The sequence below is a fragment of the Microcoleus sp. MON2_D5 genome, from assembly GCF_036701905.1.
Lineage (GTDB): Bacteria > Cyanobacteriota > Cyanobacteriia > Cyanobacteriales > Microcoleaceae > Microcoleus.
This window is the reverse complement of record NZ_JAUBRM010000021.1, coordinates 1-26574: the sequence shown is the minus strand read 5'-3', so window position 1 is coordinate 26574 and position 26574 is coordinate 1. Positions and strand designations below refer to the sequence as shown.

The following is a 26574-nucleotide window of genomic DNA, read 5'->3' as shown; positions in this document are numbered from 1 at the left end:
AACACATCTTTAGCATTTTATGCTAACCGCTGACGCAAAGATTTCTCCTCTGTTTTTGGTTTTTTCTCAGAATACACAAACAAAAATCGCTTGATAGTCCTCCGGGTACAGCCATTAAGATTTGTTCAATCTCCAGCAATAACTTGACGATCGTTTCACTCTTGGGTTCTCCGTCTGAAAGTTGATCGTGATCTAACAAAGGGTAAAGTTCGTGAAGCAACCCCCCGCCGGCTAGATTCAAGACTTCCACATCAAAGTAGAATTCTAAAAACGGAAGTATCAGCTTTGACCGGACTGCTTCTGAAGGGTCTCTCGTAAATACTTTCTCAATACTTGGACTCGAAAATTTTTCAGTTGTTCCAGACCTTAGCGTGTAGTGAAAACATTTGTAAATGCGATTAATCAAATCCACTTGAGCTTGATTATATATATTGTAGCAATCTCCTATGTATTCAGTGACAATAAAATATCCATCTGGTTTTAAACATTTCCAAAGAATTGATAAACATCGTTCTAGTTTTATGACGTGATGCAGCGAACCTGAGCAAAAAACTCTATCGTATTTTTTATTATCATCAATACTAAATGAATTAAAAATGTCTTGATAAAAATTAATTTCTACTGCTGCTGCGGCAGCATCTTTTCTAGCAATTTCTAAAGATTTTTCTGAAAAGTCAAAGGCATCAATTTGATTGACAAATCCTAATTTATCCCTCAAGATTTCGTGATTTCCCACACCACAACCCATAGACAACAGGTTATCAAACCGTCGCTTTTTGAAAAAATTATTGATTAACCAGGTTAGCCAGTAACCTTGAGTCTTACCACCTGACAGCCGATGGTTTATAGCTTTTTCAATAATCGGATTAGACAACCAGTAACCCTGCTTCCCAATGGCGGCTGTTGGGTTAGTCTCCCAGTAAATTTTAGCTGTTAATTCATTTGAGGTGTTCTCTTCCCTGATGCTCGAAATTTTACGCCATACTTTCTTACCATTGAATCTTGAACGATTAGTTTTTAGGAGTAAAATAAGCTTCTCTAAAAAATTGACCATAAGCTTCAGTCATTTCTGCAAAAGTATTCAACGACTCTAACACATATTTAGCATTTTCTGCTAATCGCTGACGCAAATATTTATCCTCCAATAAACTATTCAATGAGGCTGCTAATTCCTCCGGACGATCGGGCGTATAAAACAAACCATTAATTCCCGGCCGCACTTGTTCTCTAATTCCAAAAACAGGCGTTGTAATAATTGGCAAATCGCAAGCCATCGCCTCCAAAATCACTCTCGGAAAACTTTCAACGCGAGAAGTGCAAACAAAAATATCAGCCGCTTTGTAATATTTGGCCGTCTCTCCAGTTTCTGGGACTACTGTCACCCTTTGCCGCAACTCTTCTGGCAATTCCCCCACCAAATCGGCTAATTTATTGCTGTAAATACTCGGGCGATCGCCCACAATAAAACACCTAATTTTTTTGTGCCATTTGTTTGGCAAAAGTGAAAGTGCCTTAACTAAATCCTGTTGGCCTTTGCGTTCGCATACCGTTCCCAGCAGCAAAATAACCACATCTTCCGCTGCAACACCTAAAGTTTTTCTAGCCAATTCAGAATTCTGCGAATTTTCGAGTTTGCTCAAATCTAAACCGTTGTGAATCACGGTAAAATTGTGGTGGCTGTTGAGAGGCAAATACCTGTCCCGCGTTGCATCCGCCACAAAAATTACCTTGTAAGGAAAGCGAAAACACTCTAAAGCTCTGGCCGCAATCTCAGAACCAAACCTGTTAAAATAAGTTTGCCAAGGTTCGCTTTCGTGGACGTTCCACACCACAGGAATTCCGATTTGGCGCGCCGCATCAACTACAAAAAAGTTTTCTAAAGTATTGGCATAAATTGTATCTACTTTTAAACTTGCAATTTCTGTGCTAAAACTGCGGATGGCTTCATCATAAGCATCGCGCTGGTAGATGTGTTCGAGAGGATTGTCGCGCACAATTACTTCAATTCCCTGCTGTTGGTAAGCTTGACGCAGAGGCCCCTCGGTTGTGCAAAGTACGATCGGCTTAATCACACCCTCAGCCGCCAATTTCACCGCGATTTCGTACTGATGCAGCGGCGCACCAGTGAAATCCAGCGAATTGCTGCACATCAAAACTTTGATAGGGTGGATAGAACTGTTTGCTACTGGTAACAAACCACACTCAGCAAATTCTAATTCTTCCTTATTCCTGACATCCGTTACATCCGTTACATCCGTTACAGAATCCGTGGCCGAACTTCCTTCTTCCTTCATAAAAACCCGTCGGGGTTGAATATGAAAATACTCATCTTCTAAAGACAAGTGAGGACTGTAAAAACTGTCCTTTTTCCCCGCATACTTGCGTCTAAAAGCCGCCACTTCTTGAGGATTGTCGGTAAAACCCCTAGAAGTTCCCTCTTTGTGCAACAACTCCGCATCGGGACAATATACGCACCGATAACCCCGTTCTAACAGTCGGTATCCGTAATCTGCATCATTGTAAGCAACAGCAAAATTCTCTTCATCAAAACCGCCCAATTCTAAGAACAATTGACGCGGAGTAATCGTGCAAGCTGCTGTTACCGCAGAGTAATTTCGCGTTACCATCGCTTGAGACAGATAGCCTCGATTTTCGCTGTTCATCAGCTTAAAAGCGTGACCAGCCAAGCCGTGATGCAGCCCGTGAATTACGCCCGCGTGCTGAATTCTGCCGTCGGGATATAACAGCCTCGCGCCGACAGCACCCACGCCAGGGATTTGAGCGTATCCCACCATTTGACTCAGCCAGCGCGGGTTAATTACTTCAGTATCGTTGTTCAAAAACAACACATATTCGCTATCAACTTGTTCGGCAGCGCGGTTGTTAATTGCTGCAAAACTAAACTTACCACCAGGATTTTTTATATGCAAAACTCGGCAATTTAATTGCTTTAAATATTCCAGAGTTTTAGGGTCGTCGCTTTCGTTGTCGATGACAGAAACTTGATAATTTTTATAGGTTGTAGTTTCTAGAGAATCCAGACAGGCTTTCAGCAATTTAAACTGATTTTTAGTAGGAATAATTAGCGTTACTGATGGGCCATTATCCGGGAAATCCTGGGAAAATATGCCCAAATTTTCTTTAATAGCCCATGCGTGCTGAGCGACATTGCCGTTAATTTGGCGACGGTTTAGTGCATCTTGAATGGCTTTTTGACCTGCGGCAAAACTGGCAGGTTTCGCGGCCCCAGATATGGCTGTAGAACCGGGTGCGGTTCGCCAGTGATACAGCACTAACGGCAGGTGCGCGACGTGGCGAGAAATTTCGGTTGCTCTCAATGCAAAATCGTAATCTTGCGAGCCTTCAAGACCTATCCGCAAACCGCCTATTTGTTCAAAAATGTGTCTTCTCACGGCGCACAAATGACCGAGATACATATAGGAAAGCAGCAGTTCCGGCGACCATTCCGGTTTAAATTGCGGGGCGAAGCGGCGACCTTTAGTGTCGATTTTGTCGTCGTCGGAATAGAGAAAATCTGTGGCTGGATGTGAGGCAAAATATAAGGCGACTTCGCCTAATGCGTCGGGAGTGAGTTCGTCGTCGTTGTCTAAAAACAGGATGATGTCGCCTGTTGCGAGGGCGGCGGCGCTGTTGGTTGCTGCGCTGATGTTGCCGTTTTCTGTACGAAATGTGATGCGGATACGATCGTCCTTTTGAACCCAGTTTTTCAAAGTATCAGCAACAGTAAATTCGGTGCTGCAATCATCGGCAATGCAGAGTTCCCAGTTGGGATAAACTTGATTGATTACGCTGTCGATCGCACTTTCGAGAAAATCTATCTGCGGGTTGTAAACTGGCATTACTACCGAAATTTTTGGCAGGGGTTCCCGGCAGGATTTTAACCGAGAAATTAAGTAATCGCGCGCGCGATCGTTCCACTGATTCACACCCAGCCATGCGTCATATCTATCAATGGGTTGAGGCACCACAAAACCCGCAGGCGGCAGCAAATCTCCCGGCGCAGTAAACTGTTTTTGCTGTCGGTAAATCTTCCCCAACTGGCGGAGCACTTTCACAATTTCCCAAGGCATCGGCACAATCCTGCCCAGACGCTGTTTTCTTTCCCTCGCCCGCTGCTGGATTGCGGCTGTAAACCTTGATAACTCCTCAAATTTATCAGCACTTCGCTGCCAAATATGGTAGCGCCGCACAGTCAATATTTTCGGCGCTTGAAAAGACAAAATTTCCCCGGTTTCTAACTCAGCTTGCAGAGAAACGTGCCATTCGCCCGGAGGCAAATCGACAAGGGCCTCAAAACCGCTTTCCGAACTGTTAACCCAGTCGGGAAACACTTCGCCGACATCTTTTCGCCGCAAACCGTAGGCGCATTCTACAGAAGTATCGCCACACAACAAGCTTAATTTAGCAATTTTGCGATCGTGGTGGCAGCACCAACCTGCAAACAAAATTTGACCCTGACGCTGTTCCCACACCACCGGTACATCTAACGATGCTTGAATCGTTGAAACTAACAACGGATAAGCTGCCAACAAATGCCATTTACCTCGCTCATCTTGCGCTTCCAGTAGCACTTCGTGCCGTCCGGCAGGGGCTTCCAATTGAATTGTAAAACCTGATTTCTTCGCAGCCGGAATATTAGAGTGTGCTAGCGCTATATCACTTCTGTCTAGGCCGTAAACGCCTGCGAAACTCTGGTCTTTAATTCTAGCCCGGACTGCTGTAGTCTCTCTTTTTTTGTGAAAAACCCAGCCCACAATTAGCAGGTGGGAATCGCAAACTTGCCAAGTAGTGGGTTGATCTAACGAAAAAATAAATTTAGGGAACAAGTCGCGGATTTTGCGCTGAACTTCCCACAACTTTTCTCTCACTTGCCACCATATTGAAGACTTAATTATAGCAAGTTCTGCACGAAATTTTTCATTTTCCTGGCGGGCTTGTTCTAAATTTTCCTGAGTATCCTTTAATTTTTCCTGAGTTTGACTTTGTGCTGTTTCTAACTGAAGTAACTCAGCTAACTTTTGCTGCAATATAAATTCAGTCTCTTCAAATTGTACCTGAGTTTGCCCTAATTCTGCTTCTAATTCTAATACTTTCGCTAAAGCTGTTTGAAATTGCGATTCTTTGCCTGCAAGCTGTACCTGAGTTTGTCCTAATTCTGTTTCTAATCCGAGGAGTTTCGCTAAAGCTTCTTGAAATTGCGATTCTTTGCCTGCAAGCTGTACCTGAGTTTGCCCTAATTCTGCTTCTAATTTTAAGACTTTTGTTAAAGCTTCTTGAAATTGCGATTCTTTGCCTGCAAGCTGTACCTGAGTTTGTCCTAATTCTGTTTCTAATCCGAGGAGTTTTGCTAAAGCTTCTTGAAAATTTGATTCTTTGCCTGCAAGCTGTACTTGAGTTGCTCCTAATTCTGTCTCTAATCCCAACACTTTCGCCTGGGCCTGGTGAAATTCTTCTTGCCACTGTTTGAGTTCAGAAGACCTAGTTTTTTGCTGTTTTTCTAGCAAGCGGATTTTTAGCCAATCTTCAAATGGCCAGCCTGGAGAGGCTGGGAAATGAATAACTTGATCGATCGCACCTTTCGATTCGCTGCTGAGATTGCCAGCTTGGGTTTCCAAAAGTTCATATAGTTCTAATGCTTCGGGAAAATATTTTTCTATTAAACTCGGTCTGTGACTTTTGACAATATCGTTGACTAATAAAGATTCTTCAAAATTGTCGCCCGGTATGGCACCTAAGTTAACATTAAATTTTTCGTTGACTCGATCGAGGAAAAGTTCAGGAGTGTTGCCGATGGGGTAAACGTTGGCTAGGAGACAGCGCTCGGGGAAACGTTCGTAAAGTTCTAAAACTTTTTGATTGTAGTGAATCCACATTTTTACTGCCATTTCGGGATTTTGCAGCAAGCTGACATCGGTTCCCCGGCGGTAAAGGGAATCAACTACTTCCCAGGGCGATCGATAAACACAGATAAAATTAGCTTCGGGGAGCAAAGTCAGCCAAAAATCCCAAAAAAGGGCTGTTCGCGGGTCTTTCCAACCCCAATGTTTGTGAGTTTGTTGATTTTGATCGATCGCGCGTTTGGCGATTTCCACGTATTCCGCTGCTACCGGAATCGTTTTTTCAAACGTACAGCCGAGTTCATCAATACCGTGCGATCGCAAAACACTTTTGTGAAACTCCACAAAATCAACATTCTCGAAATGACCTTTCACATTTCCGTCGGCCGGGCCCACTAACTTTTTGCCAATATCAACCCCGACTTTCTGAAACAAAGAAGCTGTTAAAGACGTACCGGAACGGTGCATTCCGGTAACAATAAAAACCGACGGTTTGCTGTCATTTGTACTCACAATTTCTCTCCCTCGCCCTAATTCCCACACCAAATTTACTCGCTACTCTCCCGCTAAGCCCAGGGAGCGCCTGACTTGAAACCACGCGCTTCTGATCTTCCAGAACTTGCTGCTTTCCATTGCCAAAACCCGACTGTTCGCTTGCTCTAGTTTTTGCTTAAAATTAATTAGCTCATTTTCTGTTTTATCCAACTGCATTTGCACCGATAATAAGTGATTTTGAGTTTGCTCCAACTGCGTTTGAGCTAAAACTAATTCAGTTTGAGTTTCTTCCAACTTCGTTTGAGTAATCATTAACTCACTTTGGCTTTGCTCCCCTTCTATCTTAGCCGAAGCTAACTGAGTTTCGAGTAATTTGAGTTTTGTCTGAGTAGACCCCAACAAAGACTGCGATTGCCTTTGCTTAACCAGCGATTTAACCGTGCAAGTTTCCAGTATCCATTGCCAACCGTAGTTATTGATTGCTTTGACTATTAACACATCCTCCAGCGCCACGGTGTTTTTTGGTAAATAACACCTCCAACCCGACTGCAAAGCCCCATCAGTTTCAAAATATCCAGCCACATCCGGGCGATCGTAAAAAGGCTCGCACCTCTGTACAACCTCGCCGTTTACCAGCACTTGCAGCTCCTCAACTCGACCGTCTAAATTCACATCAGCCACCCATCCTTCCAGATACAAATTCTCCTTATTCGTAAAAGCAGCAACATCAATATATCCTTCCGGATGATGATGGAATTTCAACTCCGAAAAATCTCTAACTAACTCATTTGTTACAACATACAAATCCTGAAACCTGCATATGCCTTTTTTGAGGCGGTGAACAAAAGCTTTGCCTCCGCTAACTTTCTCGACACATTCTCTCACAAACTTTTCAGTTACATAAGTTGTGCCGTATTCCTCCTTATCTAAAGACTGACTTTCGCTTTTAGGACTAAACAAAATACCCTTGGCCGGCATTTCTGTATTAGCTGCACGCAAACACTCATCGTGAACGCTGAACATCAAAATGCCGTTAGGAGTCAACAAATCATACAAATTTTGTAACCAACTTGTAAAAGTTCTTTCCGGCATATGGCTGAAAAAAGAATTAGCCAGAATGCAGTCAAACTTTCGGTCAATTAAATAATTTTCTGGTTCTCCCGTTGAGACAATACCGTTGACGCCTAGGTATTCCGTTTGAAACTTAACCGCGTTAGCATAAATATCAGAAACCCAAATTTGTTCCTGCGACATTTCCTGAATCAAAAACCGGGTAAATCGACCGTAACCGCAGGCAAAATCTAGAAAAGAGGGAACATTTTCAAAACTGCCAAAATGCCATTCCACAACTTGTTTAACCGTATCCAAGATGCGACGCCCGATCGAATAATAGCGCACCAAAGCCCGATCGCGATCGTCTTTGACGTTGTTCAAGCTGAACAAATACATTTCATCGTCTTCGCAGATATTCAGTTTAAAATTTTCGGGAAACTTAGCTTGATCTTGAATAAATGCTTTGATTACGGGATTTTCGACTAAATCTAAATTGATATCGCTCATTGTTTTTACAGAATTTTAGATAACCTCTGTTGACTGCTCTTTCACTATAGAATCAGCATTAACAACAGTTAAACACGGTTCTATCAGCAAGTCAACGATGCCGTTACCGCAGGACTCAGTACAAGACTGAACTCTAAACATCGCCACATCAACGCAGCGATCCAGATAAGTTAAATCTCCATCAACCGTTCCCACAACCCCAGCATTCAGAAAATAAACCCCGGGATTCAGCAAACATTTAAACTGAAACTTAACTACAATTGTCGTTCCCGCTTCCACATACCTAACTGACTGAGTAGAAGCCTTCAAAGAAGCACCCGCCAACTCAAAACCGCTAATCGTTTTAATCAACATTCCAAACCTAACCTTGGAAGTTGACCGCGAGAAAGTGACCGAGTAAGTATAAATATAATCTTGACGGCCTAGCAAGTGATTTACCACATTTCCCTTCAGCGTCTTGATGTGGGGGTTGATAATTTCCGCTCCGCGAGACGGATACCTTACCGTATTCGACGGTATCATCCCCGGATCGTAAAATTCATCGTAATATTCCTTGGGTTTAGAGAGATGTTGCTCCGGTTTAACTTCCCTCTTTGTGCTTTCTAAATTAGCCTCCTGAAGGTGGTCTTGACTTTCCTGTTTTGTCAGTTGGTTCAGAGCTCGAATATCTGACTTCAACCCCAAAACCTGATCCGGATCGGCATAAATCAGCTTTTGATACTTAGAAATTACCACCTTCGGCGTGTGAGCGAGCAGCAATTCACCGCTATCCATTAAAATAGCCGACGTACAAAGTTGCACCACAGAAGTAGCAGCGTGAGAAACAAATAAAATTGTTCCGCCACCTTCCTGAATGCTTTGCAAGCGGGCAAAACACTTGCGTTGAAAAGCTTCGTCGCCCACCGAAAGCGCCTCGTCAACCACCAAAATATCTGGCTCGACGCTAGTCGCAACAGCAAAAGCTAGCCTGACAAACATACCGCTAGAGTAAGTTTTGACTGGCTGTTCGATGAAATCCCCAATATCAGCAAAAGCAGCTATATCGTCAAATTTTTCTTCAGTTTGTTTTTGATTGAACCCCAGTAACTGAGCGTTAAAAAACACATTTTGCCGCCCGGTAAATTCCGGGTTAAACCCGCTTCCGAGTTCCAACAAAGCGGAGACTCGCCCTTTAACCTCCACGCTTCCTGCGGTAGGCGTTAGCGTCCCCACAATTATTTGCAGGAGAGTGCTTTTTCCCGAACCGTTGCGACCGACGATTCCCAGAGTTTGTCCTTGAGGAATTTCCAGATTGATGTCGTGTAGGGCCCAAAATTCGTCAGCCAGTTTTTTGCTGGGGTAAATAATTTCCTTTAAGCGGTCTCCTGGATGATCGTACCGCTTAAAGCATTTGGAAACATTTTTTAGTGAAATTACATTTTCTGTCATTGGCGGCAGTCAATCGATTTTAGATTTTAGATTTTAGATTTTAGATTGACTTGAAATCTCAAACATATTTACAGCACAATCGATTTTAGATTTTAGATTTTAGATTTTAGATTGAGTATAGATCTCAAACAAATTTACAGCACGTCAGCAAAAGCGGGACGCAAACGCCGGTAAACCGCCAAACCTCCACAAAATATAGCAGCAGAAATTAGCGTGGCGACACCCCATTCGCCCCAATGCTTAACTTCTCCAAGCAGTATGAGGTCTCGATAAACCTCCGCGATGGCGGCCATTGGATTTAGCCAAAATATCCACGCCCGCCACTCTTGGGGGATTATTGATGCTGGGTAGACGATCGGCGTCAAATAAAACCAAAAATTTAGAATAACACCTAATGTCTGAGGAATGTCTCGCAAAAATACAGTCAAGCCCGCTGTCAAATACCCCAAGCCCGCTGTGATTAGCAACTGAGGCACCCACACCAGCGGTAGCAAGCATAAAGTAGCGTTGAGCTTTTGCGACGACACTACTACTATCACAATCAAAGCTGCTAAACCCAGAGAACTTTCAATAAAAGCTGTAAAAATCGGCACTAGCGGCAGCAAACCGAGAGGAAATACCACTTTTTTCACTAAATTCGGCTGCCCCACCACCGATACTCCCGACTTGATCAAACCGCTGGTGAAGGCACTCCAAGGCAACAAACCTGCAAACAGCCAGACTCCAAATGTAATGTCGCTGTTTTCCGGGAAGCCTGCAAGGCTGAGCTTTACCTTGAGGACGATCGAAAATACGTATGTGTAAATCACCAATTGCGATAGCTGATTCAGCAGCGGCCACAAATTGCCCAGAATCGAGCCTTTGTATTGAGCTTCCAAGTCCCGGCGCACCAATGTTGCCAGCAGATTCAGCTTGGCCCACCGCTGGCTACTTGCCTGCCGCCGCCGGCCCAGCCTTCGGGCTTTTTGGGCAACTCCTTTCACCGTTCTCAGCAATTTTTTCGCCCTCGTTCACTACCTTCACACCTAAATCAACTCAAGCTACAATTGTGCAGCTTTTGTTAAACCGCAATTATTCCACAGCCCCGCCGCTTTGATCAAGGATCTGCCACCCTAGCTTCGGCTTCTTCTTTCTTTCTTCTTTCCTCTTCCTTGGGAGGTTATTTTAGCCGATCGCCGATCGAACTGCCGAATCCATCGCTAGTTTTTGCTCGTCGTCGTAGCCCCACCGCTGGAAAAATTTTTCATACTTGCCGTTGGCGCCCTGCAAACTTTCTAGCATTTGCGACGCTATAGTTTGACAGGCTGGCATTTGCAGGATTTGAATTAAATTGCGCGATCGCTCCTGCACTCTAGCAGAATCGGCCGCCATTTCCTCCTTTTGCTGACGCGAATGATGCACAACCATTGCCGCCGACATCGCCAAATTTTTCACCAGCAGTTCTGCTACGATCTCAGGAGCCGATCGCAGCGCCTCGACTACTCCGGGTGACGGGTGATCTGGCTCCTGTCGATCATCCGTTAGATAGGTGACAAAAAAACCCCTAGCACCGTTCTGTGTTTTCACCAGAGATGTAACAGCTTGCTGGATGTCGGCTTGTAAAAGTCGATTAGCCTCCATGAACGACAGTAAAGATTGAGTCAGCTCGATCGCCCCCTCAAAAGTTATGCTTTCCGATGCTAATAAAGAAGAGGGAATACTCATAACGAACTTAATAATTTTAAAGATTCTGCTAACAACAATTGTAAACACTTCCCGCTGCCCGATCGCAAATAAATATGGCTATTATCTCCTCCAAACAACAGCCCCCCGACCCAAATCTACCTGAAGACATAGCCCCTGCCCGTCGCAAAAAAGTCGCCAAACCCGAGGCGGAATCGCTGCTAGAATCGCAAGAACTACCCGACGAAATCAACAGCAAACAAGACGACAAAATCCGACCCCAGCGGTTAGCTGAATACATCGGGCAAAAAGACTTGAGAGAAGTTTTGGCGATCGCAATTGCAGCCGCCAAATCTCGCGGCGAACCGATGGATCACCTGTTACTATACGGGCCGCCAGGGTTGGGCAAAACCACAATGTCGCTAATTTTAGCAGCAGAAATGGAAGTTGAATGCAAAATCACCACCGCCCCAGCTTTAGAAAAACCGCGAGATATTGTCGGATTGCTGATCAACCTCAAAGCAGGCGACGTGCTGTTTATCGACGAAATTCACCGCTTATCTAAAGTTACAGAAGAAATCCTCTATCCGGCGATGGAAGACTGCCGCTTAGATATTACGATCGGTCAAGGCAAAAGTGCCAAAATCCGCAGCATTCCCCTGAAACCCTTTACCTTAGTAGGAGCAACCACAAAAGTTGGGTCCCTGACATCTCCATTGCGCGATCGCTTCGGCTTGATCCAAAGATTGCGCTACTACGAAATAGACGAACTCAGTCTAATTGTCCAAAGAACCGCCCAAGTTCTCGACACTAAAATCACTCCTGAAGGAGCCATAGAGATTGCCCGCAGAGCTCGCGGAACGCCCCGGATCGCTAACCGTTTGCTGCGGCGAGTTAGAGACTACAGCGAAGTCAAAAACTTAAAGCCAATTGATGCCGAAGTGGCCTCACTAGCCCTGGAATTATTCAACGTCGATCCGCTGGGTTTAGATTGGACAGATCGACGGATTTTGACAGCAATGATTGAGAACTTTAACGGTGGTCCGGTGGGTTTAGAAACTCTCGCAGCTTCGACAGGAGAAGATACTCAAACCATTGAGGATGTATACGAACCGTACTTAATGCAAATCGGATTTTTGCAGCGGACAAGTCGGGGCAGAATGGTAACTCTGGCTGCTAGAAAACATTTGGGTTTTATGGAATAAAAGGAGTAAAAAATGGTACAAATACAAACAAAAACACTAACTTTGTCCGAGTTTCTCAAACTGCCAGAAACCGAACCAGCTAGCGAATATATCAACGGTCAAATCATCCAAAAACCTAGGCCACAAGGAAAACATAGCCGGATTCAAGGTGAATTAGTCCCAGCCATCAATGTCGCTGTTAAGATTCAGAAAATTGCCTTAGCTTTTCCTGAATTGCGGTGTACTTTTGACGGCAGGTCAATCGTGCCAGATGTCACAGTATTTACTTGGGAAAGAATACCAGTTGATGAAAATGGGGATGTTGCTAATGTATTTGAAACTTACCCAGATTGGACAATTGAAATTCTGTCTCCAGGGCAGAGTCAAACTAAAGTAACTGGGAATATTTTACACTGTCTGAAAAACGGCACTCAAATGGGTTGGCTGATCGCTCCGATGGTGCGCTCGATCTTAATTTATTCCCCTGGAAAGCAACCAGAAATTTTAGCAAAACCCGAAGAAGCGTTGCCCGTTCCAGATTGGGCAGCAGAATTGCGGCTGACGGTAGGAGATTTGTTTGGGTGGTTGAAACTATAGCCGAAGTCAGTTGCCAGTTGACAGTTGTTACCAATTCCCAATTACTAATTACTAATTACTAATTACTAATTCCAATTTCCAATTCCAATTTCCAAATTCCAAATTCCCCATGTTAATATCCCTCAGAATAGAAAACTTTGCCTTAATTGACTGCCTGGATCTAGATTTTGGCCCGAGTTTGAACGTATTTACAGGGGAAACCGGGGCCGGCAAATCGATTATCCTAGATGCGATCGATGCAGTGTTGGGCGGGAAAGTCGATCGCCGATCGATTCGCACCGGAGCAGCGCGGGCAATATTGGAAGCTACCTTTGAATTGGACAAAGCCGCAGCTTTGTGGCTGGGCGAGCAAGAAATCGAACCCATAGACGGAAATTTAGCGGTTTGCAGCCGGGAAATTAACGCATCAAGCGGTGCTCTACGCACCAGATCGCGCTTGAACGGAATTCTCGTCAACCGCCAGTTAATGGATCAACTGCGCGATCGGCTGGTCGAAATTACCGCCCAAGGCCAAACCGTCCACCTCGGACAAGAAACCCTCCAGCGAGAATGGCTCGATTTATACGGCGGCAAAAAGCTTACTGAAGCACGATCGATCATCGCCTCCGCGTGGCTGGGAGCCAACAACGCCAAAACAGCCCTCAAACGCAGGCGTCAGTCGGAACAGCAGCGACTGCAAAGACTTGATTTGTTAGAATACCAAGTCCGAGAACTCGGCGAAGCCCACATCGAGGACGCCGACGAACTCGAACAGCTAGAACAAGAATCAATCCGGCTCGGCCACGTCGTCGAATTGCAGCAGCAGAGTTACCAAGTCCACCAAGCCCTGTACCAAAACGACGGCGACACCGCATCAGCCGCCGACTTGTTGAGCAAAGCCGAAGTAATTTTAAGCGACATGGCGGTTTACGATGTGCAATTGCAACCAATCCTAGAAATGGTCAGCGATGCTTTAGCTCAAGCCACAGAAGCCAGCCGGCAAATTAGCAGCTACGGCGAACAATTAGAAGCAGATCCCGAAAGACTCGAAGAAGTAGAAGATCGGATTCGCGAACTCAAACAAATTTGTCGCAAATACGGGCCGCTTAAAGAAGCGATCGCCTACTACCAAAGCATTCAAAACGAACTAAACGAACTTTTAGAAGGAGGCGAGTCAATGGAGGCATTAGAACTCGCATATCAGAACGCTTTAGAGCAATTAAAAGAGGCTTGCAACCACCTCACCACCCTGCGACGCGAAGCAGCCCTCAAACTAGAAACGCACCTCGTAGGAGAACTTAAGCCGTTAGCAATGGAAAAAGTGCAGTTTCAAGTCGAAATCTCGCCTTGTACCCCAACCGCTACCGGTGCCGACCAAATCGCCTTTTGTTTCAGCCCCAATCCGGGCGAACCTTTGCAACCTCTGGGCGCGATCGCCTCCGGGGGAGAAATGAGCCGCTTTCTGCTGGCCATCAAAGCTTGTTTTTCCCAAATAGAAAGCGCCGGTACGCTGATTTTTGACGAAATCGACGCCGGAGTCTCCGGGAGAGTCGCCGGGGCGATCGCCAAAAAACTCTACCAACTTTCCGACAAACACCAAGTTCTCTGCGTCACCCACCAGCCGCTGATCGCTGCGATGGCTGATTTTCATTTTCGCGTCAACAAACAGACGATCGAAGCAGAACCAAGTATCGAGGAAGCCGCAGCCCACTCCGAACCAATGGAACGTACAGTAGTCAGAGTTGCCGCCCTCAACAGTGAGCAGCGGCGCGAAGAACTGGCCCAACTCGCCAGCGGCCGCTCAGCAACAGAAGCCATCGCCTTCGCCGAATCCCTGCTTGTCGAAGCCGCCGGATTGCGCCAAACTCAGTCTGCCAAACCCTAAGCTGACCCTCAAGCCGATCGTGGGGTTAAAAGGCGGAGTTTTTCCGATCCGGAGGTTACACTAAAAATGGCAACCGCAAGTTTTACAAAAAAAAGCTGAAAGCCCCGTGAGTTTAGTTACGGGATGAAAGCTAAGAGCAGCAAAATTGAGAGAAATTCTAGTTAAAAACCACAATTGTGTAGAGAAGGGCACACATCACTAGCAACTGGTGGTGTCACAATTGCCGATAGTCCTACAATGCCATCCCTCTTTCAGCAGTCCTCCCAGCAGTACGCATTCATGTTCCTGCAGGCGATCGGCTCAAAGATCGGCAGAACCTACTTAAACCAGGTACGCACAATGTCAAAATCAGTTAATAAACCATTTAAACAACATTCGCGATCTCTAAAAAGATTGCAGCACTCCCATAGCCTCGTTACTCTCCCACCCTCCGTTCAGCAGCAAGGCCAACTGAATTTCCCTTGGCCTGTGGCCGGAGTTCTGTAAACTGGGAAATACTTTCACACATAATTGAGTTTTGTGCGACAGGTGACTCACTAATGAACTTGCCCGCTCTCCTAGCTTAGAGACTAACCCTTACGCTTAAGATTCTGTAAAGGTCTATGAAATCTGCATCTCCCAATCTGCCAGCTATGGAAAACAACACGACAGTGACAGTAGAGGCCACTGTTGTCAGTGAAAACCATGATTTTACTGTTGTCAGTGAAAACCATCAGGAAAAATATTCTCAGCCTTCCTCTAGCAGTAGCGCTCTTGCCAAAAGTCCAGGATTATCCGGTGTTCTCGATCTCCTAAATAAGGAAAGCTTTACAGAAGTAGTTAAGGAAGTAGAAGAGAAACTTAAGGTTGTCAATCAAACCCTGGGAATGCTGGACAATATTCTTGACGCGCAGGGATTCGACGCCATCCTTAACGAAATGTTGCAGTCGATTACCCTCAAAACCGGGGAATTGCTAAATGCCGATCGCAGCACGATATATTTATTAGACGACGAAAAAAATGAACTCTGGGCGATCGTCGCTAAAGACGAAAATGGCAAAAGTCTAGAGATCCGAGTTCCCGCCCATGTGGGCATTGCGGGAGAAGTAGCCACGGAAAAAAAAGTGGTGAACATTCCTTATGATTTTTATAACGACCCCCGATCGGCTAACGCCCAAAAATTTGACGAAAAAAATGGATATCGCACTTATACAATGCTGGCGATGCCCCTGCTCAACGAAGAAACAGGAGAGTTAGTAGCAGTAGTTCAACTGATTAATAAACTCAAACCCAACCACCAACATTATGGTACTTTAGAATCACAGATTGACAAGGCAGGATTTACTCAAGAAGACGAACAAGTTTTTCGAGAATTTGCCCCGTCGATTCGCCTAATTCTAGAGTCTTCTAAATCTTTCTACGCAGCAACTCAAAGACAACGGGCCGCGACAGCGCTGATGAACGCCGTCAACGCTCTTTCTCAGAGCGGTTTAGACTTAGAAGATACCCTAAAAAGGGTGATGGATCAGGCCCAAGAACTCATGAACGCCGATCGCAGCACCCTGTGGCTGATCGATGAAGAGAAAGACGAACTGTGGACGAAAATCCCGTTCGCCGGCAGCTTGAAAGAACTTCGCATACCCAGAACAGCAGGTTTTGCAGGCATCGTGGCCGAATCCGGCGAACCGCTGTTGATTCCCTTTGACGTGTACGACGATCCTCGCGCTGAAATGGCCAAAGAAGTGGATCCAAAAACTGGCTACCGTACTTGCAGTATGCTCTGTATGCCAGTCTTTAATGCAGATCACAAATTGATCGCAGTTACTCAATTAATGAACAAAAAAAAACAAGGAGAATTTCCCCCCTACAACCCCGAAAACTGGCCCCAAGCCCCCGAACAATGGAAAGCGAGTTTCAATCGCAGCGACATGGAATTTATGAAGGCGTTTAATATCCAAGCAGGAGTCGCCTTGCAAAACGCCAAACTGTTTGCAGAAGTCAAACAGCAAGAACAAAGACAAAAAGATATGCTGCACGCCCTGACTAACGGCGTGATTTCTACAGATAAAAAAGGCCATATAGTAGCGACCAATCCCAGTGCCACAAAATTACTGGGTGTCAGCGATGCCGAATTAGCCGAAGGTCAATCTTTGCGCGAGTTAATTAAGTTAGAAAAAGGCGATTTTGCTAAGTGGTTTGATGCGTCTTTGTCTCCCGAAGACGATAAGGATCGCCAGCAGTATTACCCCGATCAAGTTTTGGTATCCTGTGTAGGGAAACCGCAGAGTATCAATCTCTCGATAAATTCTATGACGGATGCGATCGACCCCAGCAAGGTCAACGGCGCGTTAGTCGTCATGGAAGATATTAGCGAGGCCAAGCAAGTCAAGAACTTGATGTATCGTTACATGACGCCTGAAGTAGCCGAAGCTTTGTTAGCTTCAGGGGATATTGGATTGGGCGGTAAGCGCAAAAACGTTTCAGTGCTGTTCTCAGACATTCGCAGCTATACCACACTTACGGAAAAATTGCAAGCCGAAGAAGTGGTAGTGATGCTAAACAAATATTTTGAAGTGATGGTAGATGTCGTATTCGAGTACGGAGGGACTCTCGACAAATACATCGGCGACGCTCTGATGGCAGTTTTTGGCTCTCCAGCGCCCCTAGAGGATCATGCTTGGTGCGCGATGCAAACGGCCGTGAAAATGCGGGAAAAACTGGCAGAGTTCAATCAAGAGCGTATGGCAAATGGCGAACTGCCGATCGGCATCGGTATGGGCGTGCATTCCGATGAAGTTGTCAGCGGCAACATCGGCAGTAGCAAACGCATGGAATTGACTTCGATCGGAGACGGCGTAAACCTCGCCTCTCGCTTAGAAGGCGCCAGCAAGCAATACGGCACCGACTTGATCATCAGCGACAATACTTACAGAGATTATGCCGATCGGCTGTACGTGCGAGAACTCGACTTTATTACTGTCAAAGGCAAAAGCGAACCCGTAATCGTTTACGAACTCATCGGCATCCGCGAGGGATACTCGCCCGTTGGCAAGTCACTAACCGAAACACAGCAAAAAATTGTAGAACATTACACCAAGGGGCGCGAACATTACAAAACTCCAGTCAGCCAAAGACTCTCAGAAAGTGAGGTGAAAAACATCTTAAAGGATGTCGCCGAAATGCCGGAGGCAGAGATTAAGAAACTGTCCTACAATCTAGAGCAACAGTTGGAACACGAACTAAGGAAGCTGTTATATCAACTGAAAAAGCGGTCAGAGTACGACCCCAAAAACCTGTCCGAAGCAGACAAACTCATCGTACTGTTGCAGACAGAAATCCAACTGCTGAAATTGGAAGGAATCAAAAACCTCTCGGAAGACGAAGCCAAAATGCTGCTGCAAGCAAAAATCAAGCCGCTATCAGCAGACGATATTAAATACTTGCAAGAAGGCGAAGTCAAAAAGCTCTTGGAAGCAGACATCTTACAACCATCAAATCCCCAAATCAAGAGGCTGAAACCCGCAGAGATCAGGCAGCTATTGCAGGCGAAAATTAAAAGTCGGGCCTGCGAGACAGTTGCAGAAATGTTAGATGAGGAATTTGAAAACCTGGGACTCGATCGGGTGAAAAAACTGCTGAGCGAGTTTAAGAAAGCCTTAGAACCAAAAGCCAAGCAAGCCTTTACAGACGCTGAAGGCGAATTTAAGGCCGTTCTGGATGTTGACCCGAAAAACAAGGCAGCTAAATTGCACGTCGATCGCTGTATGTTATTTCAGCATGCGTTTTCAGATGTACTCAACTGGGATGGTGTGTGGAATCTCACAGAAAAATAGCAGTAGCCCACAGCAAATCCTCGCGGTGGCGCCAGGGTTCCGGGTGGGGCAATCGCGATCGGGGGGTGCGCCTCCCACCCCACCACCTATTAACCTGAATATCCTATTGAGGTAATTGTAAATAAGCTCCAACAGGTATTATGGTTATATAACCGGATTTGAATTTGCAAGCGAGATGCCGGGGTTTCGCCCTACGTGTTTCGTTCGCACTACCTACCGCAACAAACTTAGCACTTCTATTATTTGAAGCGCTTAAAAATAGTTATGACTGGCGGCAGCGTTACCCGGTTTCTGAGAAAAATCTTGGAGAAAGGCGACGAAACATCCGCTCAAAAACCGGGTTTCTCACACCGCCCGCGTAAGTCTTAATAGCGTTAGTGGCTCCTAAAAAGAGCTTCCTTCGCAGATAATCAATGTTCTAGTCTTAGATATAGAAAACCACTAGCGTCAGTTATGAATAATTGGAATTCGCAATCGGGAGATGTTGAGTGGGTAGATCAGGTTTACCAACTATTGCTGGAGATTGCTCGGAGCTCCCTGTCAGATATCCCCAGAATCCCGGAAAACATCACTGTTAAGGCTATCCCTCTGATCCAGAAGGTACAAAGCATTCAGCAAAGACCTGACGGGCAAGTGTTCAAATCTGGTTCCTTTTCAGTAAACGATCGCGAATGGGTCGATCGAGTCTGTCAACTATTGGTAGAACTAACCAGCGCGTCTTTGTCGGAACAGCCCAAAATGCCGGAAAACCTTGCAGGCAGATCTTTAGCCCTCGCCGATAGAGCACAAAAAATTAAAGAAGACATCGAAGAAAATGCAGCCGGAACCCCAACAGATGAAGATGACAATTCTTTACAGTCTCCAGACGCGCTGCTTTCCCTCTTGCACCACAGTTTGAAAACTCAGCGCGCCAAAAGCTACAAGCCCGATGCCCCCGAATGGCAGCAAGTCTTGAGCCTGCTCGACGTAGTGCAGTCAATTTACAAGCAAATCCAAAATTAAATTCAAGCTTAACTCAGGGGCGTCTTTATGGTGCTTGATCGCTGGCTCTTAAAGGCGGTTGCTCTTTGACAGAAAAAGTTTTTTGCTGTAGCCCGAAAAGTTCCGATTATTGCACTTTTGTCAACTACACTAGGTGTAATCGGTTCTAGGGCAAGAGAACATGAGCGGACAAAACATCGGCGATTTGTCAAAAGAAATATTAGCCGATCGCTATCAGTGCGATCGGCGGCTCGGCAAGCAAGCAGGAAGGCAAACCTTACTCGCCCGCGACTTAAAAACCCAACAGCAAGTAGTAGTCAAACTCCTCTCATTCAGCAGCGACTTTAACTGGGAAGACTTAAAACTGTTTGAGCGAGAAGTCGAAACCTTAAAATCCCTATCCCATGTCGCAATTCCCCGATATCTAGACTCCTTTGAAATCGACACCCCCAACCGCAAAGGATTCGCCCTAGTTCAGAGTTACATCGAAGCCAAATCCCTACAAGAATATCTCTCTGACGGCCGCACCTTCAGCGAAAGTGAAGTCAAACAATTAGCAACAGCATTATTAGACATCCTCGGATACCTGCACCAGCGACAGCCCCCGGTGATTCACCGCGACATTAAACCCAGCAATATTTTACTCAAGAATCGATCGGGCAACAGCGTCGGGGAAGTCTACCTAGTCGATTTCGGTGCAGTTCAAACTCTAGCAACGCAACAAGGGAAAACCGTCACCGTTGTCGGAACTTATGGCTATATGCCGCCCGAACAATTTGGCGGGAGGGCGGTTCCCGCTTCCGACTTGTACAGTTTGGGAGCAACATTAATCGCCTTAATTACCAAGCAGCATCCTGCCGATTTACCGCAGAAAGATTTGCAGATCGAATTCGAGCAATTCAGCCAACTGAGTCCAGGTTTTACCAAGTGGCTGAAGTGGATGACACATCCCAGTTTAGAACGCCGTCCCACCTCAGCCGAGAGCGCAAAAGAAGTTCTAGAAAAACCGCAGCAAATAAGTAAATATTCCCAGACATTGAGACAGGGAAAAACCGTGACTACCCTTAGCTTGTTCGACAATGCGATCGACCGCAGCATTGGGATGGGAGCCCTAGCTGTAGCAGCTTGTGCAGCAATTTACAGCACCTTTATTTTTCCGGTACTGGGGACAATTGTCGGAGGATCGATCGGTCTTTTTCTCGGCTTGCTGCTGGGGTTGGGGAACGGAATAATCGTATGGATTGTGACGCGCTTGTGGTTTTTTCCCCTAACTAATCCCAAACTTCACCGACAGGTTTTAACTGGAATTAGTATTGTACTATGTACCTCGACAAGCATCGTCTTCTTTCGGATAATGGGTTTGAATACGCTAAAGGATTTGAGTGGTCAGATTCTCTTCGTGCTTGCACCGTCGCTAATTGCAGGACTGTCAATGGGGGCAAGTAGCAAGTCTATTGCCCGGTGGTATCAAAAAGAAAGTGGACTGTAATCTAAAATTTAGAGAGCGCTGAACTCACTCCGAGCAAATAAACCGGGTTTTTTGGCGAATGTTGGGGTTGCAACGAAGTATTTTTGTAAAAACCCGGTTTCTGGGTTTCGATGATAACCTCAAATTCAAATTAATGTAAAAAAACATGACCAGCAAAATATTAGCAGAACGCTACGAAGTGCAGCGACAACTAGGAAAACAAACTGGTCGCCAAACGCTGCTGGCTCGTGACTTACAAACTCAAGAATTAGTTGTCATCAAACAGCTATTCCTCGGCAGCGATTTTGAATGGCAAGACCTCAAGCTATTTGAACGGGAAGCGGAAACTTTAAAAGCACTCGATCACCCAGCAATTCCTCGCTACCTCGACTACCTGGAAATTGACGAACCAGACAGCAAAGGATTTGCCCTGGTACAGACTTATGTAGAGGGGAAAACTTTGGAAGACCATTTGCGATCGGGGCGTACTTTTAGCGAAAGCGAGGTGAAAGAATTAGCTAAATCGCTGTTAGAAATTTTGATTTATTTGCAAGAACAAAATCCGCCTGTTATTCACCGCGATATTAAACCCAGCAATATCTTACTGCACAGCAGATCCGGTCACTCGGTGGGACAAGTTTATTTAGTTGATTTCGGTTCGGTGCAGAACCAAGCGGCAAAATTTGGCGGCACAATTACAGTAGTGGGAACTTACGGATATATGGCACCGGAACAATTTGGCGGGCGATCGGTTCCGGCTTCTGACCTCTACGGTTTAGGTGCAACTTTAATTTATTTGGTCACAGGTTTGCATCCCACCGAACTGTCACAGCAGGATTTGAAAATTCAATTTGCCGATCGGGTAACGCAGCTAAATTCTAATTTAATTGATTGGCTGGAGTGGATGACAGAACCTAGTTTGGAAAAAAGGTTATCTTCGGCTGGCGAAGCATTGCGAGCACTCAAAAGTCCCCGCCCGATAGACAAAAGTCTTAGGACAGTACAGCCACCAGACAGCGATATTAAACTAACAAAAAATTATGAGTTTATAGAAATTGTAATTCCGCCACAAGGAATCAGTTTTGGTTTAATTACCCTGCTTTCGGCTGCGGTAGGGGCGAGTAATACCTCATTTATAGAGAGGATTTTTTTTACCGCTCAGTTAGCGATAAATCACCAATTATTTATAATAATATCAGGAACTTTCTTAGGTGCGGTAGGAGTAATGTTTTTATTTGCACTATTTCGGGAAATGCGTCTCAGAATCGATCGCCAGCAAATCTCCTATAGCAGCCATCTGCTCGGATTGAGATGGAATAATTCCAAGGCAGCCCCCAGACCGGACATTTGCCAGTTGGAAATTCAACAAATTGGATACAAAGTTTCTCAGATGATTATTCAAACCGACAACCAAAAATATCAACTAGGAGTGAAGCAGGGACTAAGTGAATTAGAAATCGAGTGGTTAGCAACAGAACTAAGCCAGTGGTTGGGATTGAAAATTCAAAGAACTTTGACAGACGGTAAAAAAAAGATATCGATGTGAAAATATCTCCCTCGCCCAAACAAAGCATTCCCCTCTCAAACTGTGGGATGGGCGTCCCGCCCGTCCAGTGTATTTGCCACGCAGGTGGGACACCCCACAAGCATCATCCTCAAATTGTGCAACCCCGATCGCCCTCGTCCGCTTTCGGTCAATCTCATGCAACCGTCGGCCCCGATCGCCCGTAAAATGCTATCAAAGGGATTTGGCAAGTAGCACTCATCCCAATCATCTGTTAACTTGGAGATATTGTTGTGGACTTATCGCTAATTCCGGCACAGCCGAAACCTGGACTGCTCAACGTCCTCATCGAAATTACCGCCGGTAGCAAAAACAAGTACGAATTTGATAAAGACTTGCAAGCCTTTGCTCTCGATCGGGTGCTTTCTTCCTCAGTCCAATATCCGTGCGACTACGGCTTCATACCCAATACCTTAGCCGATGATGGCGACCCCCTCGACGGCATGGTAATGATGGATGAGCCCACATTTCCAGGGTGCATAATCGCAGCCCGTCCGATCGGAATGCTGGAAATGATCGATGGAGGCGACAGGGACGAAAAACTCCTGTGCGTTCCCGACAAAGACCCGCGCTACGCTCACTATAAGTCCCTCAAAGACGTAGCCCCCCACCGCTTGGACGAAATTGCCGAATTTTTTAGAACCTACAAAAATTTGGAGAAAAAAGTCACGGAAATTCAGGGTTGGCAAGATGTCGATCAAGTCATGGCCTTAGTGGAAAAGTGCATCGCAGCCGATCGCAAATAAGCCCCTAGCCCGCACTCCTCGACTACAACCCGACTAAAAACTCAGGAGGCCGAACTTAAGGCAACCGCTGCCGGTCTAAGGATGCAGTCGAGGAACGGGTAGCTAGAAGGTCAAATCAGTCGTGAATGCCGAGTCACCGGAACGGCATTCCTCAAAACCCAGCCCCAGCCCCAATCTTGAAAAAAATACTACTCCTAGAGTAAGATTAAGCGCAAATTATACCCCTGGGGAATGCGTTCTACGTTTGAGGAAATTTTACCCTAACACTTAGATAGATCGGCGCTATCTTAATCTCAGAACACAGAACACGCCGGGCAGCCCGCATGATGCAAAAAATAATCTCTCAAGCGTGACATCTCCTACACCAACCCGTAAGGTTGAGAATTCTAACAGCCCAAGTGTTCGGCACTCGGATGGTTTCCCGATAAAGCGCTTGATTATAGTACAGATTGCTAAAAACTAAAAACTAAAAAGTAAAAACTAAGATTTCAACTCCCAAGTTCCTGCCGCCAAAACTAAAAAAAATGCCAGATTCCGCACCCTCTCTACCCAATCCACAGCCTTCCGATCGCAAAGCCACAATGGAAAATAGTCCTTTGACCGAGTTTGTCGTTCAGTTTTGGGGCGTGCGGGGCAGCATAGCCACCCCCGGCACCAAAACACTTCGCTACGGAGGTAACACCTCCTGTGTAGAAATGCGCTTGGGTAAAAAACGCCTGATCTTTGACGGCGGTACGGGCCTGCGAGTTCTGGGTTTAAACTTGCTGCGGCAAATGCCAGTGGAAGCCCATATGTTTTTTAGTCATACTCACTGGGATCACATTCAAGGGTTTCCGTTTTTTACTCCCGCCTTTATCCCGGGGAACTGCTTTCACATTTACGGTGCGATCGCCCCCAACGGCACTACCATCAAACACCGTCTTGCCGACCAAATGGTGCACCCCAATTTTCCCGTCCCCATCCAAGTGATGCAGTCAGACCTCAAATTCAACGATTTGACGCCTGGGGATATTCTCGAACTCGACGATGTGAAAATAGAAACAGCACTGCTCAACCATCCCAACACCGCGATCGGATATCGAGTCACCTGGGAGGGACACACGGCCGTCTACTGCACCGATACAGAACATTTTCCCGATCGCCTCGACGAGAACGTGGTACACCTAGCTCGCAACGCCGACGTGCTGATTTACGACGCCAACTACACCAACGAAGAGTATTACAACTTCAAAACCCCGAAAGTCGGCTGGGGACACTCGACTTGGCAAGCAGGAGTAGAAGTAGCGAAAGCTGCTGGAGTCAAAAAAATCGTGATGTTTCACCACGATCCGGGCCACGACGACAATTTTCTCGATCGAGTCGAAGCAGAGGTGCAGGCAACGTTCGCCAATGCCTGCTTAGCCCGCGAAGGCATGAGCATACCAGTGATTTAACCAAAAATAAATTCAGAATTATGAAACAGGAAAAACCCCGCAAACGTCGCAGAGTAGGCTTGCGGGGGCTTTACTCAACGTTGCTAGTGTTGATAATTATCTGCTGTACCTGTGGCGGATGGGTTGCAGCTCAGACTGCCTACTCTCGCACTCCCGCGCGACTTGCTCAGGTGTCTTCGATCGAGGATACTGGTACGGTCGATCGCATTCCCGAACGCTACCAACTCGGACAGCAACTGTACCTAGAAAACTGCGCCACCTGTCACATCGCTTTACCGCCGCAAGTATTACCTACAGAAACCTGGCGCCGATTGCTGCAAGATTCCCAACACTACGGACAAACCATCAAACTGTTAGTAGACCCGCCCCGCCTGCTAGTCTGGAACTACCTGCAAACTTTTTCCCGTTCCGAAGCCAAAGACGAAGAACTCGCCTACCGAGTCGCCAGTTCTCGCTATTTCAAAGCACTGCACCCCAAAGTAAAACTGCCACAACCCGCAAATATCAGCAGTTGCGTTACTTGTCACCCCGGCGCGTCTCAATACAATTTCCGCAAGCTTACCGCCGAGTGGCAAAACTCTCCGTAGGGAGTGCAGGACTTCTCCACAAACTATTGAGTAGGGGCGTTATGCGGGCTGATTGGGTCGTGGGTGTATCCCCCGAAGGTGGATGAGGAGATTTTTTGATTAGTTAGCTGACTTAGCATTCATCTTCCATCACATTTTTCTTGAAATCTGGGTAAGGGTTCAAGTCGAATTCCTGTCCGTGTAATTGAAAAAGCTTTTTCTTGATTTCTTTGTGTTCTTCTTTTGCTTTTCGGCGCCCATACACCTGATCATTTTGTTCAATTCCCTCAATCAAAAACACTATTGCCTCTTTATCAAAGAATTCAAGGTAAGGAGATATGGCTTCCTGAAATCGATAGTCTGCCTCATCAAATCTTCTGCTAGCACAGTAATAACTAGATAGGGCTTGCTGAATAATCGAGCGCAAACTAAGAACAGGAGCGAGGGATATATTCAAGCAGAGTTAAAGAATATTCAAGCCGAGTTAAAGATGAGTTTTTCCTGCCTCAATTTGAGCAACTTATAAGCGCAGATTATATTAGAGCCAAAAATGGGCATTGTTTTCCGCCAGCGGCATAAAAACACGCCAAAAACCCGGCGCCACCAGGTAGAAAGGTTCATGACTAAAAAAGTGATAGCAATAGCTGTCTGTGAAGTATTATCAAGTTTTGCCATGATGCGATCGAGACTAAATCTGCGTTTGCCTTGCCCAAACTTTCCCTCAATTGCATTTCTAATCCTCTCATCTTCCAATGCTTGCTTCTTTTTCGATTTACTCACATTTGCTGGGGGTCTTCCTAGAGGGGGCCCACTGAGCCTAATTCCTCTTTCTTTGCACCACGCTCGGTTTGCTCTTGTACGATAAATGCGATCTGCATGAACTGACTCGGGATAATATCCTGTAAATCTATAATAAGCTTCTACTTGTGCTTTTAAGTCCCCTGATTCGTTAAAGTTATCCCTGCTCATCCGGTATAAAAATACATATCCATCAACACAACTGGCTGATAGTTTTGCTCCCAACTCTACGCTTTTTCCGGCTTTTCCTCTGACTATGGGACGAATGTGGGGTTGGCTCAAACTTACTATTCTATCCTCAATACTCTGTTTATTATTGTCAAATAACCATTGTTGTTGGCGAAATACTTCTGTGAGGACTAGCAAGGTTTTATATTGATTTTTATTCAGACTTTCTAAGCTCGCACCTGAATCGATTAACTGTTCAATATGAGCTAGGTTTCTTTTGATGTATTGAAGTTGTTTTTTAATTGCCTGTCTTCTTTTATTGCGGGTGGGTCGTCTTTGTTTCGCTACTGCTAAGTAGTCTTTTCTTGCTAGATTACGGTAGGTTCTTGG

Annotated in this window: 19 protein-coding genes; 11 read left to right on the top strand and 8 right to left on the bottom strand. The window is 45.7% G+C overall.

Features of this window, described 5'->3' with window-relative positions; all coding sequences use genetic code 11:
* Window positions 1-22: 22 nt before the first annotated feature.
* From QUA47_RS09920 to QUA47_RS09895, 6 genes are all read right to left on the bottom strand, one after another.
* A complete protein-coding gene (locus QUA47_RS09920; protein ID WP_333430638.1) occupies window positions 23-1054 on the bottom strand; it encodes a class I SAM-dependent methyltransferase in 1032 nt (343 codons plus the stop codon).
* A complete protein-coding gene (locus tag QUA47_RS09915; RefSeq protein ID WP_333430637.1) occupies window positions 1011-6371 on the bottom strand; it encodes a glycosyltransferase in 5361 nt (1786 codons plus the stop codon). The genes QUA47_RS09920 and QUA47_RS09915 overlap by 44 nt, the downstream gene beginning before the upstream one ends.
* 42 nt (window positions 6372-6413) lie before the next feature.
* Window positions 6414-7913, bottom strand: coding sequence for a methyltransferase (locus QUA47_RS09910; RefSeq protein WP_333430636.1), 1500 nt, complete (start codon window positions 7911-7913; stop codon window positions 6414-6416).
* A gap of 15 nt (window positions 7914-7928) precedes the next feature.
* Window positions 7929-9341 (bottom strand): ABC transporter ATP-binding protein, encoded by a 1413-nt coding sequence (locus QUA47_RS09905; RefSeq protein ID WP_333430635.1) that lies wholly within the window; start codon window positions 9339-9341, stop codon window positions 7929-7931.
* A 134-nt stretch (window positions 9342-9475) separates the two neighbouring features.
* The gene (locus QUA47_RS09900; protein ID WP_445302499.1) at window positions 9476-10324 is read right to left on the bottom strand and encodes an ABC transporter permease; all 849 of its coding nucleotides are present in this window, start codon (window positions 10322-10324) and stop codon (window positions 9476-9478) included.
* A gap of 181 nt (window positions 10325-10505) precedes the next feature.
* The gene (locus tag QUA47_RS09895) at window positions 10506-11045 is read right to left on the bottom strand and encodes a hypothetical protein (protein WP_333430634.1); all 540 of its coding nucleotides are present in this window, start codon (window positions 11043-11045) and stop codon (window positions 10506-10508) included.
* Window positions 11046-11119: 74 nt separating this feature from the next.
* On the opposite strand from QUA47_RS09895, the gene ruvB reads away from it, so the two are divergent.
* From ruvB to QUA47_RS09840, 11 genes are all read left to right on the top strand, one after another.
* Window positions 11120-12208 carry a Holliday junction branch migration DNA helicase RuvB gene (ruvB, locus tag QUA47_RS09890; protein WP_006634589.1) on the top strand — a complete coding sequence of 363 codons (1089 nt, stop codon included), beginning with the start codon at window positions 11120-11122 and terminating at the stop codon, window positions 12206-12208.
* Between the two features lie 12 nt (window positions 12209-12220).
* On the top strand, window positions 12221-12784 hold the full coding sequence (locus QUA47_RS09885) for a Uma2 family endonuclease (RefSeq protein WP_333430633.1): 564 nt from the start codon (window positions 12221-12223) through the stop codon (window positions 12782-12784).
* 109 nt (window positions 12785-12893) lie between these two features.
* Window positions 12894-14648 carry a DNA repair protein RecN gene (gene recN / locus QUA47_RS09880; protein ID WP_333430632.1) on the top strand — a complete coding sequence of 585 codons (1755 nt, stop codon included), beginning with the start codon at window positions 12894-12896 and terminating at the stop codon, window positions 14646-14648.
* A gap of 602 nt (window positions 14649-15250) precedes the next feature.
* Entirely contained in the window at window positions 15251-18460 is a 3210-nt protein-coding gene (locus QUA47_RS09875; protein ID WP_333430631.1) for a GAF domain-containing protein, read from the top strand.
* 453 nt (window positions 18461-18913) lie between these two features.
* Window positions 18914-19462 (top strand): inorganic pyrophosphatase, encoded by a 549-nt coding sequence (locus QUA47_RS09870; protein WP_333430630.1) that lies wholly within the window; start codon window positions 18914-18916, stop codon window positions 19460-19462.
* 160 nt (window positions 19463-19622) lie between these two features.
* On the top strand, window positions 19623-20930 hold the full coding sequence (locus QUA47_RS09865) for a serine/threonine-protein kinase (RefSeq protein WP_333430629.1): 1308 nt from the start codon (window positions 19623-19625) through the stop codon (window positions 20928-20930).
* 145 nt (window positions 20931-21075) lie between these two features.
* Window positions 21076-22455, top strand: coding sequence for a serine/threonine-protein kinase (locus QUA47_RS09860; protein WP_333430628.1), 1380 nt, complete (start codon window positions 21076-21078; stop codon window positions 22453-22455).
* Entirely contained in the window at window positions 22452-22640 is a 189-nt protein-coding gene (locus QUA47_RS09855) for a hypothetical protein (protein WP_333430627.1), read from the top strand. The genes QUA47_RS09860 and QUA47_RS09855 overlap by 4 nt, the downstream gene beginning before the upstream one ends.
* Window positions 22641-22706: 66 nt before the next feature.
* Window positions 22707-23219, top strand: a complete 513-nt coding sequence (locus tag QUA47_RS09850) for an inorganic diphosphatase (RefSeq protein ID WP_333283632.1) — start codon at window positions 22707-22709, stop codon at window positions 23217-23219.
* Between the two features lie 524 nt (window positions 23220-23743).
* A complete protein-coding gene (locus tag QUA47_RS09845; RefSeq protein ID WP_190656940.1) occupies window positions 23744-24652 on the top strand; it encodes an MBL fold metallo-hydrolase in 909 nt (302 codons plus the stop codon).
* 20 nt (window positions 24653-24672) lie between these two features.
* Entirely contained in the window at window positions 24673-25239 is a 567-nt protein-coding gene (locus QUA47_RS09840) for a diheme cytochrome C (RefSeq protein WP_333430626.1), read from the top strand.
* A gap of 112 nt (window positions 25240-25351) precedes the next feature.
* Here the strand turns inward: QUA47_RS09840 and QUA47_RS09835 are convergent, their stop codons facing one another.
* Together QUA47_RS09835 and QUA47_RS09830 are read right to left on the bottom strand one after the other, a co-directional pair.
* A complete protein-coding gene (locus QUA47_RS09835; protein WP_333430625.1) occupies window positions 25352-25675 on the bottom strand; it encodes a hypothetical protein in 324 nt (107 codons plus the stop codon).
* Between the two features lie 17 nt (window positions 25676-25692).
* Window positions 25693-26574, bottom strand: an 882-nt coding sequence (locus tag QUA47_RS09830) for a transposase (RefSeq protein WP_333430624.1), incomplete at its 5' end; no start/stop codon positions are given.

Coding starts and splice junctions, on each gene's coding strand:
- QUA47_RS09870 (WP_333430630.1), top strand. CDS start 18,914: ATGAATAATTGGAATTCGCAATCGGGAGATGTTGAGTGGGTAGATCAG.
- QUA47_RS09860 (WP_333430628.1), top strand. CDS start 21,076: ATGACCAGCAAAATATTAGCAGAACGCTACGAAGTGCAGCGACAACTA.
- QUA47_RS09905 (WP_333430635.1), bottom strand. CDS start 9,341: ATGACAGAAAATGTAATTTCACTAAAAAATGTTTCCAAATGCTTTAAG.
- QUA47_RS09895 (WP_333430634.1), bottom strand. CDS start 11,045: ATGAGTATTCCCTCTTCTTTATTAGCATCGGAAAGCATAACTTTTGAG.
- QUA47_RS09910 (WP_333430636.1), bottom strand. CDS start 7,913: ATGAGCGATATCAATTTAGATTTAGTCGAAAATCCCGTAATCAAAGCA.
- QUA47_RS09845 (WP_190656940.1), top strand. CDS start 23,744: ATGCCAGATTCCGCACCCTCTCTACCCAATCCACAGCCTTCCGATCGC.
- ruvB (WP_006634589.1), top strand. CDS start 11,120: ATGGCTATTATCTCCTCCAAACAACAGCCCCCCGACCCAAATCTACCT.
- QUA47_RS09840 (WP_333430626.1), top strand. CDS start 24,673: ATGAAACAGGAAAAACCCCGCAAACGTCGCAGAGTAGGCTTGCGGGGG.
- QUA47_RS09920 (WP_333430638.1), bottom strand. CDS start 1,054: ATGGTCAATTTTTTAGAGAAGCTTATTTTACTCCTAAAAACTAATCGT.
- QUA47_RS09865 (WP_333430629.1), top strand. CDS start 19,623: ATGAGCGGACAAAACATCGGCGATTTGTCAAAAGAAATATTAGCCGAT.
- QUA47_RS09885 (WP_333430633.1), top strand. CDS start 12,221: ATGGTACAAATACAAACAAAAACACTAACTTTGTCCGAGTTTCTCAAA.
- QUA47_RS09875 (WP_333430631.1), top strand. CDS start 15,251: ATGAAATCTGCATCTCCCAATCTGCCAGCTATGGAAAACAACACGACA.
- recN (WP_333430632.1), top strand. CDS start 12,894: ATGTTAATATCCCTCAGAATAGAAAACTTTGCCTTAATTGACTGCCTG.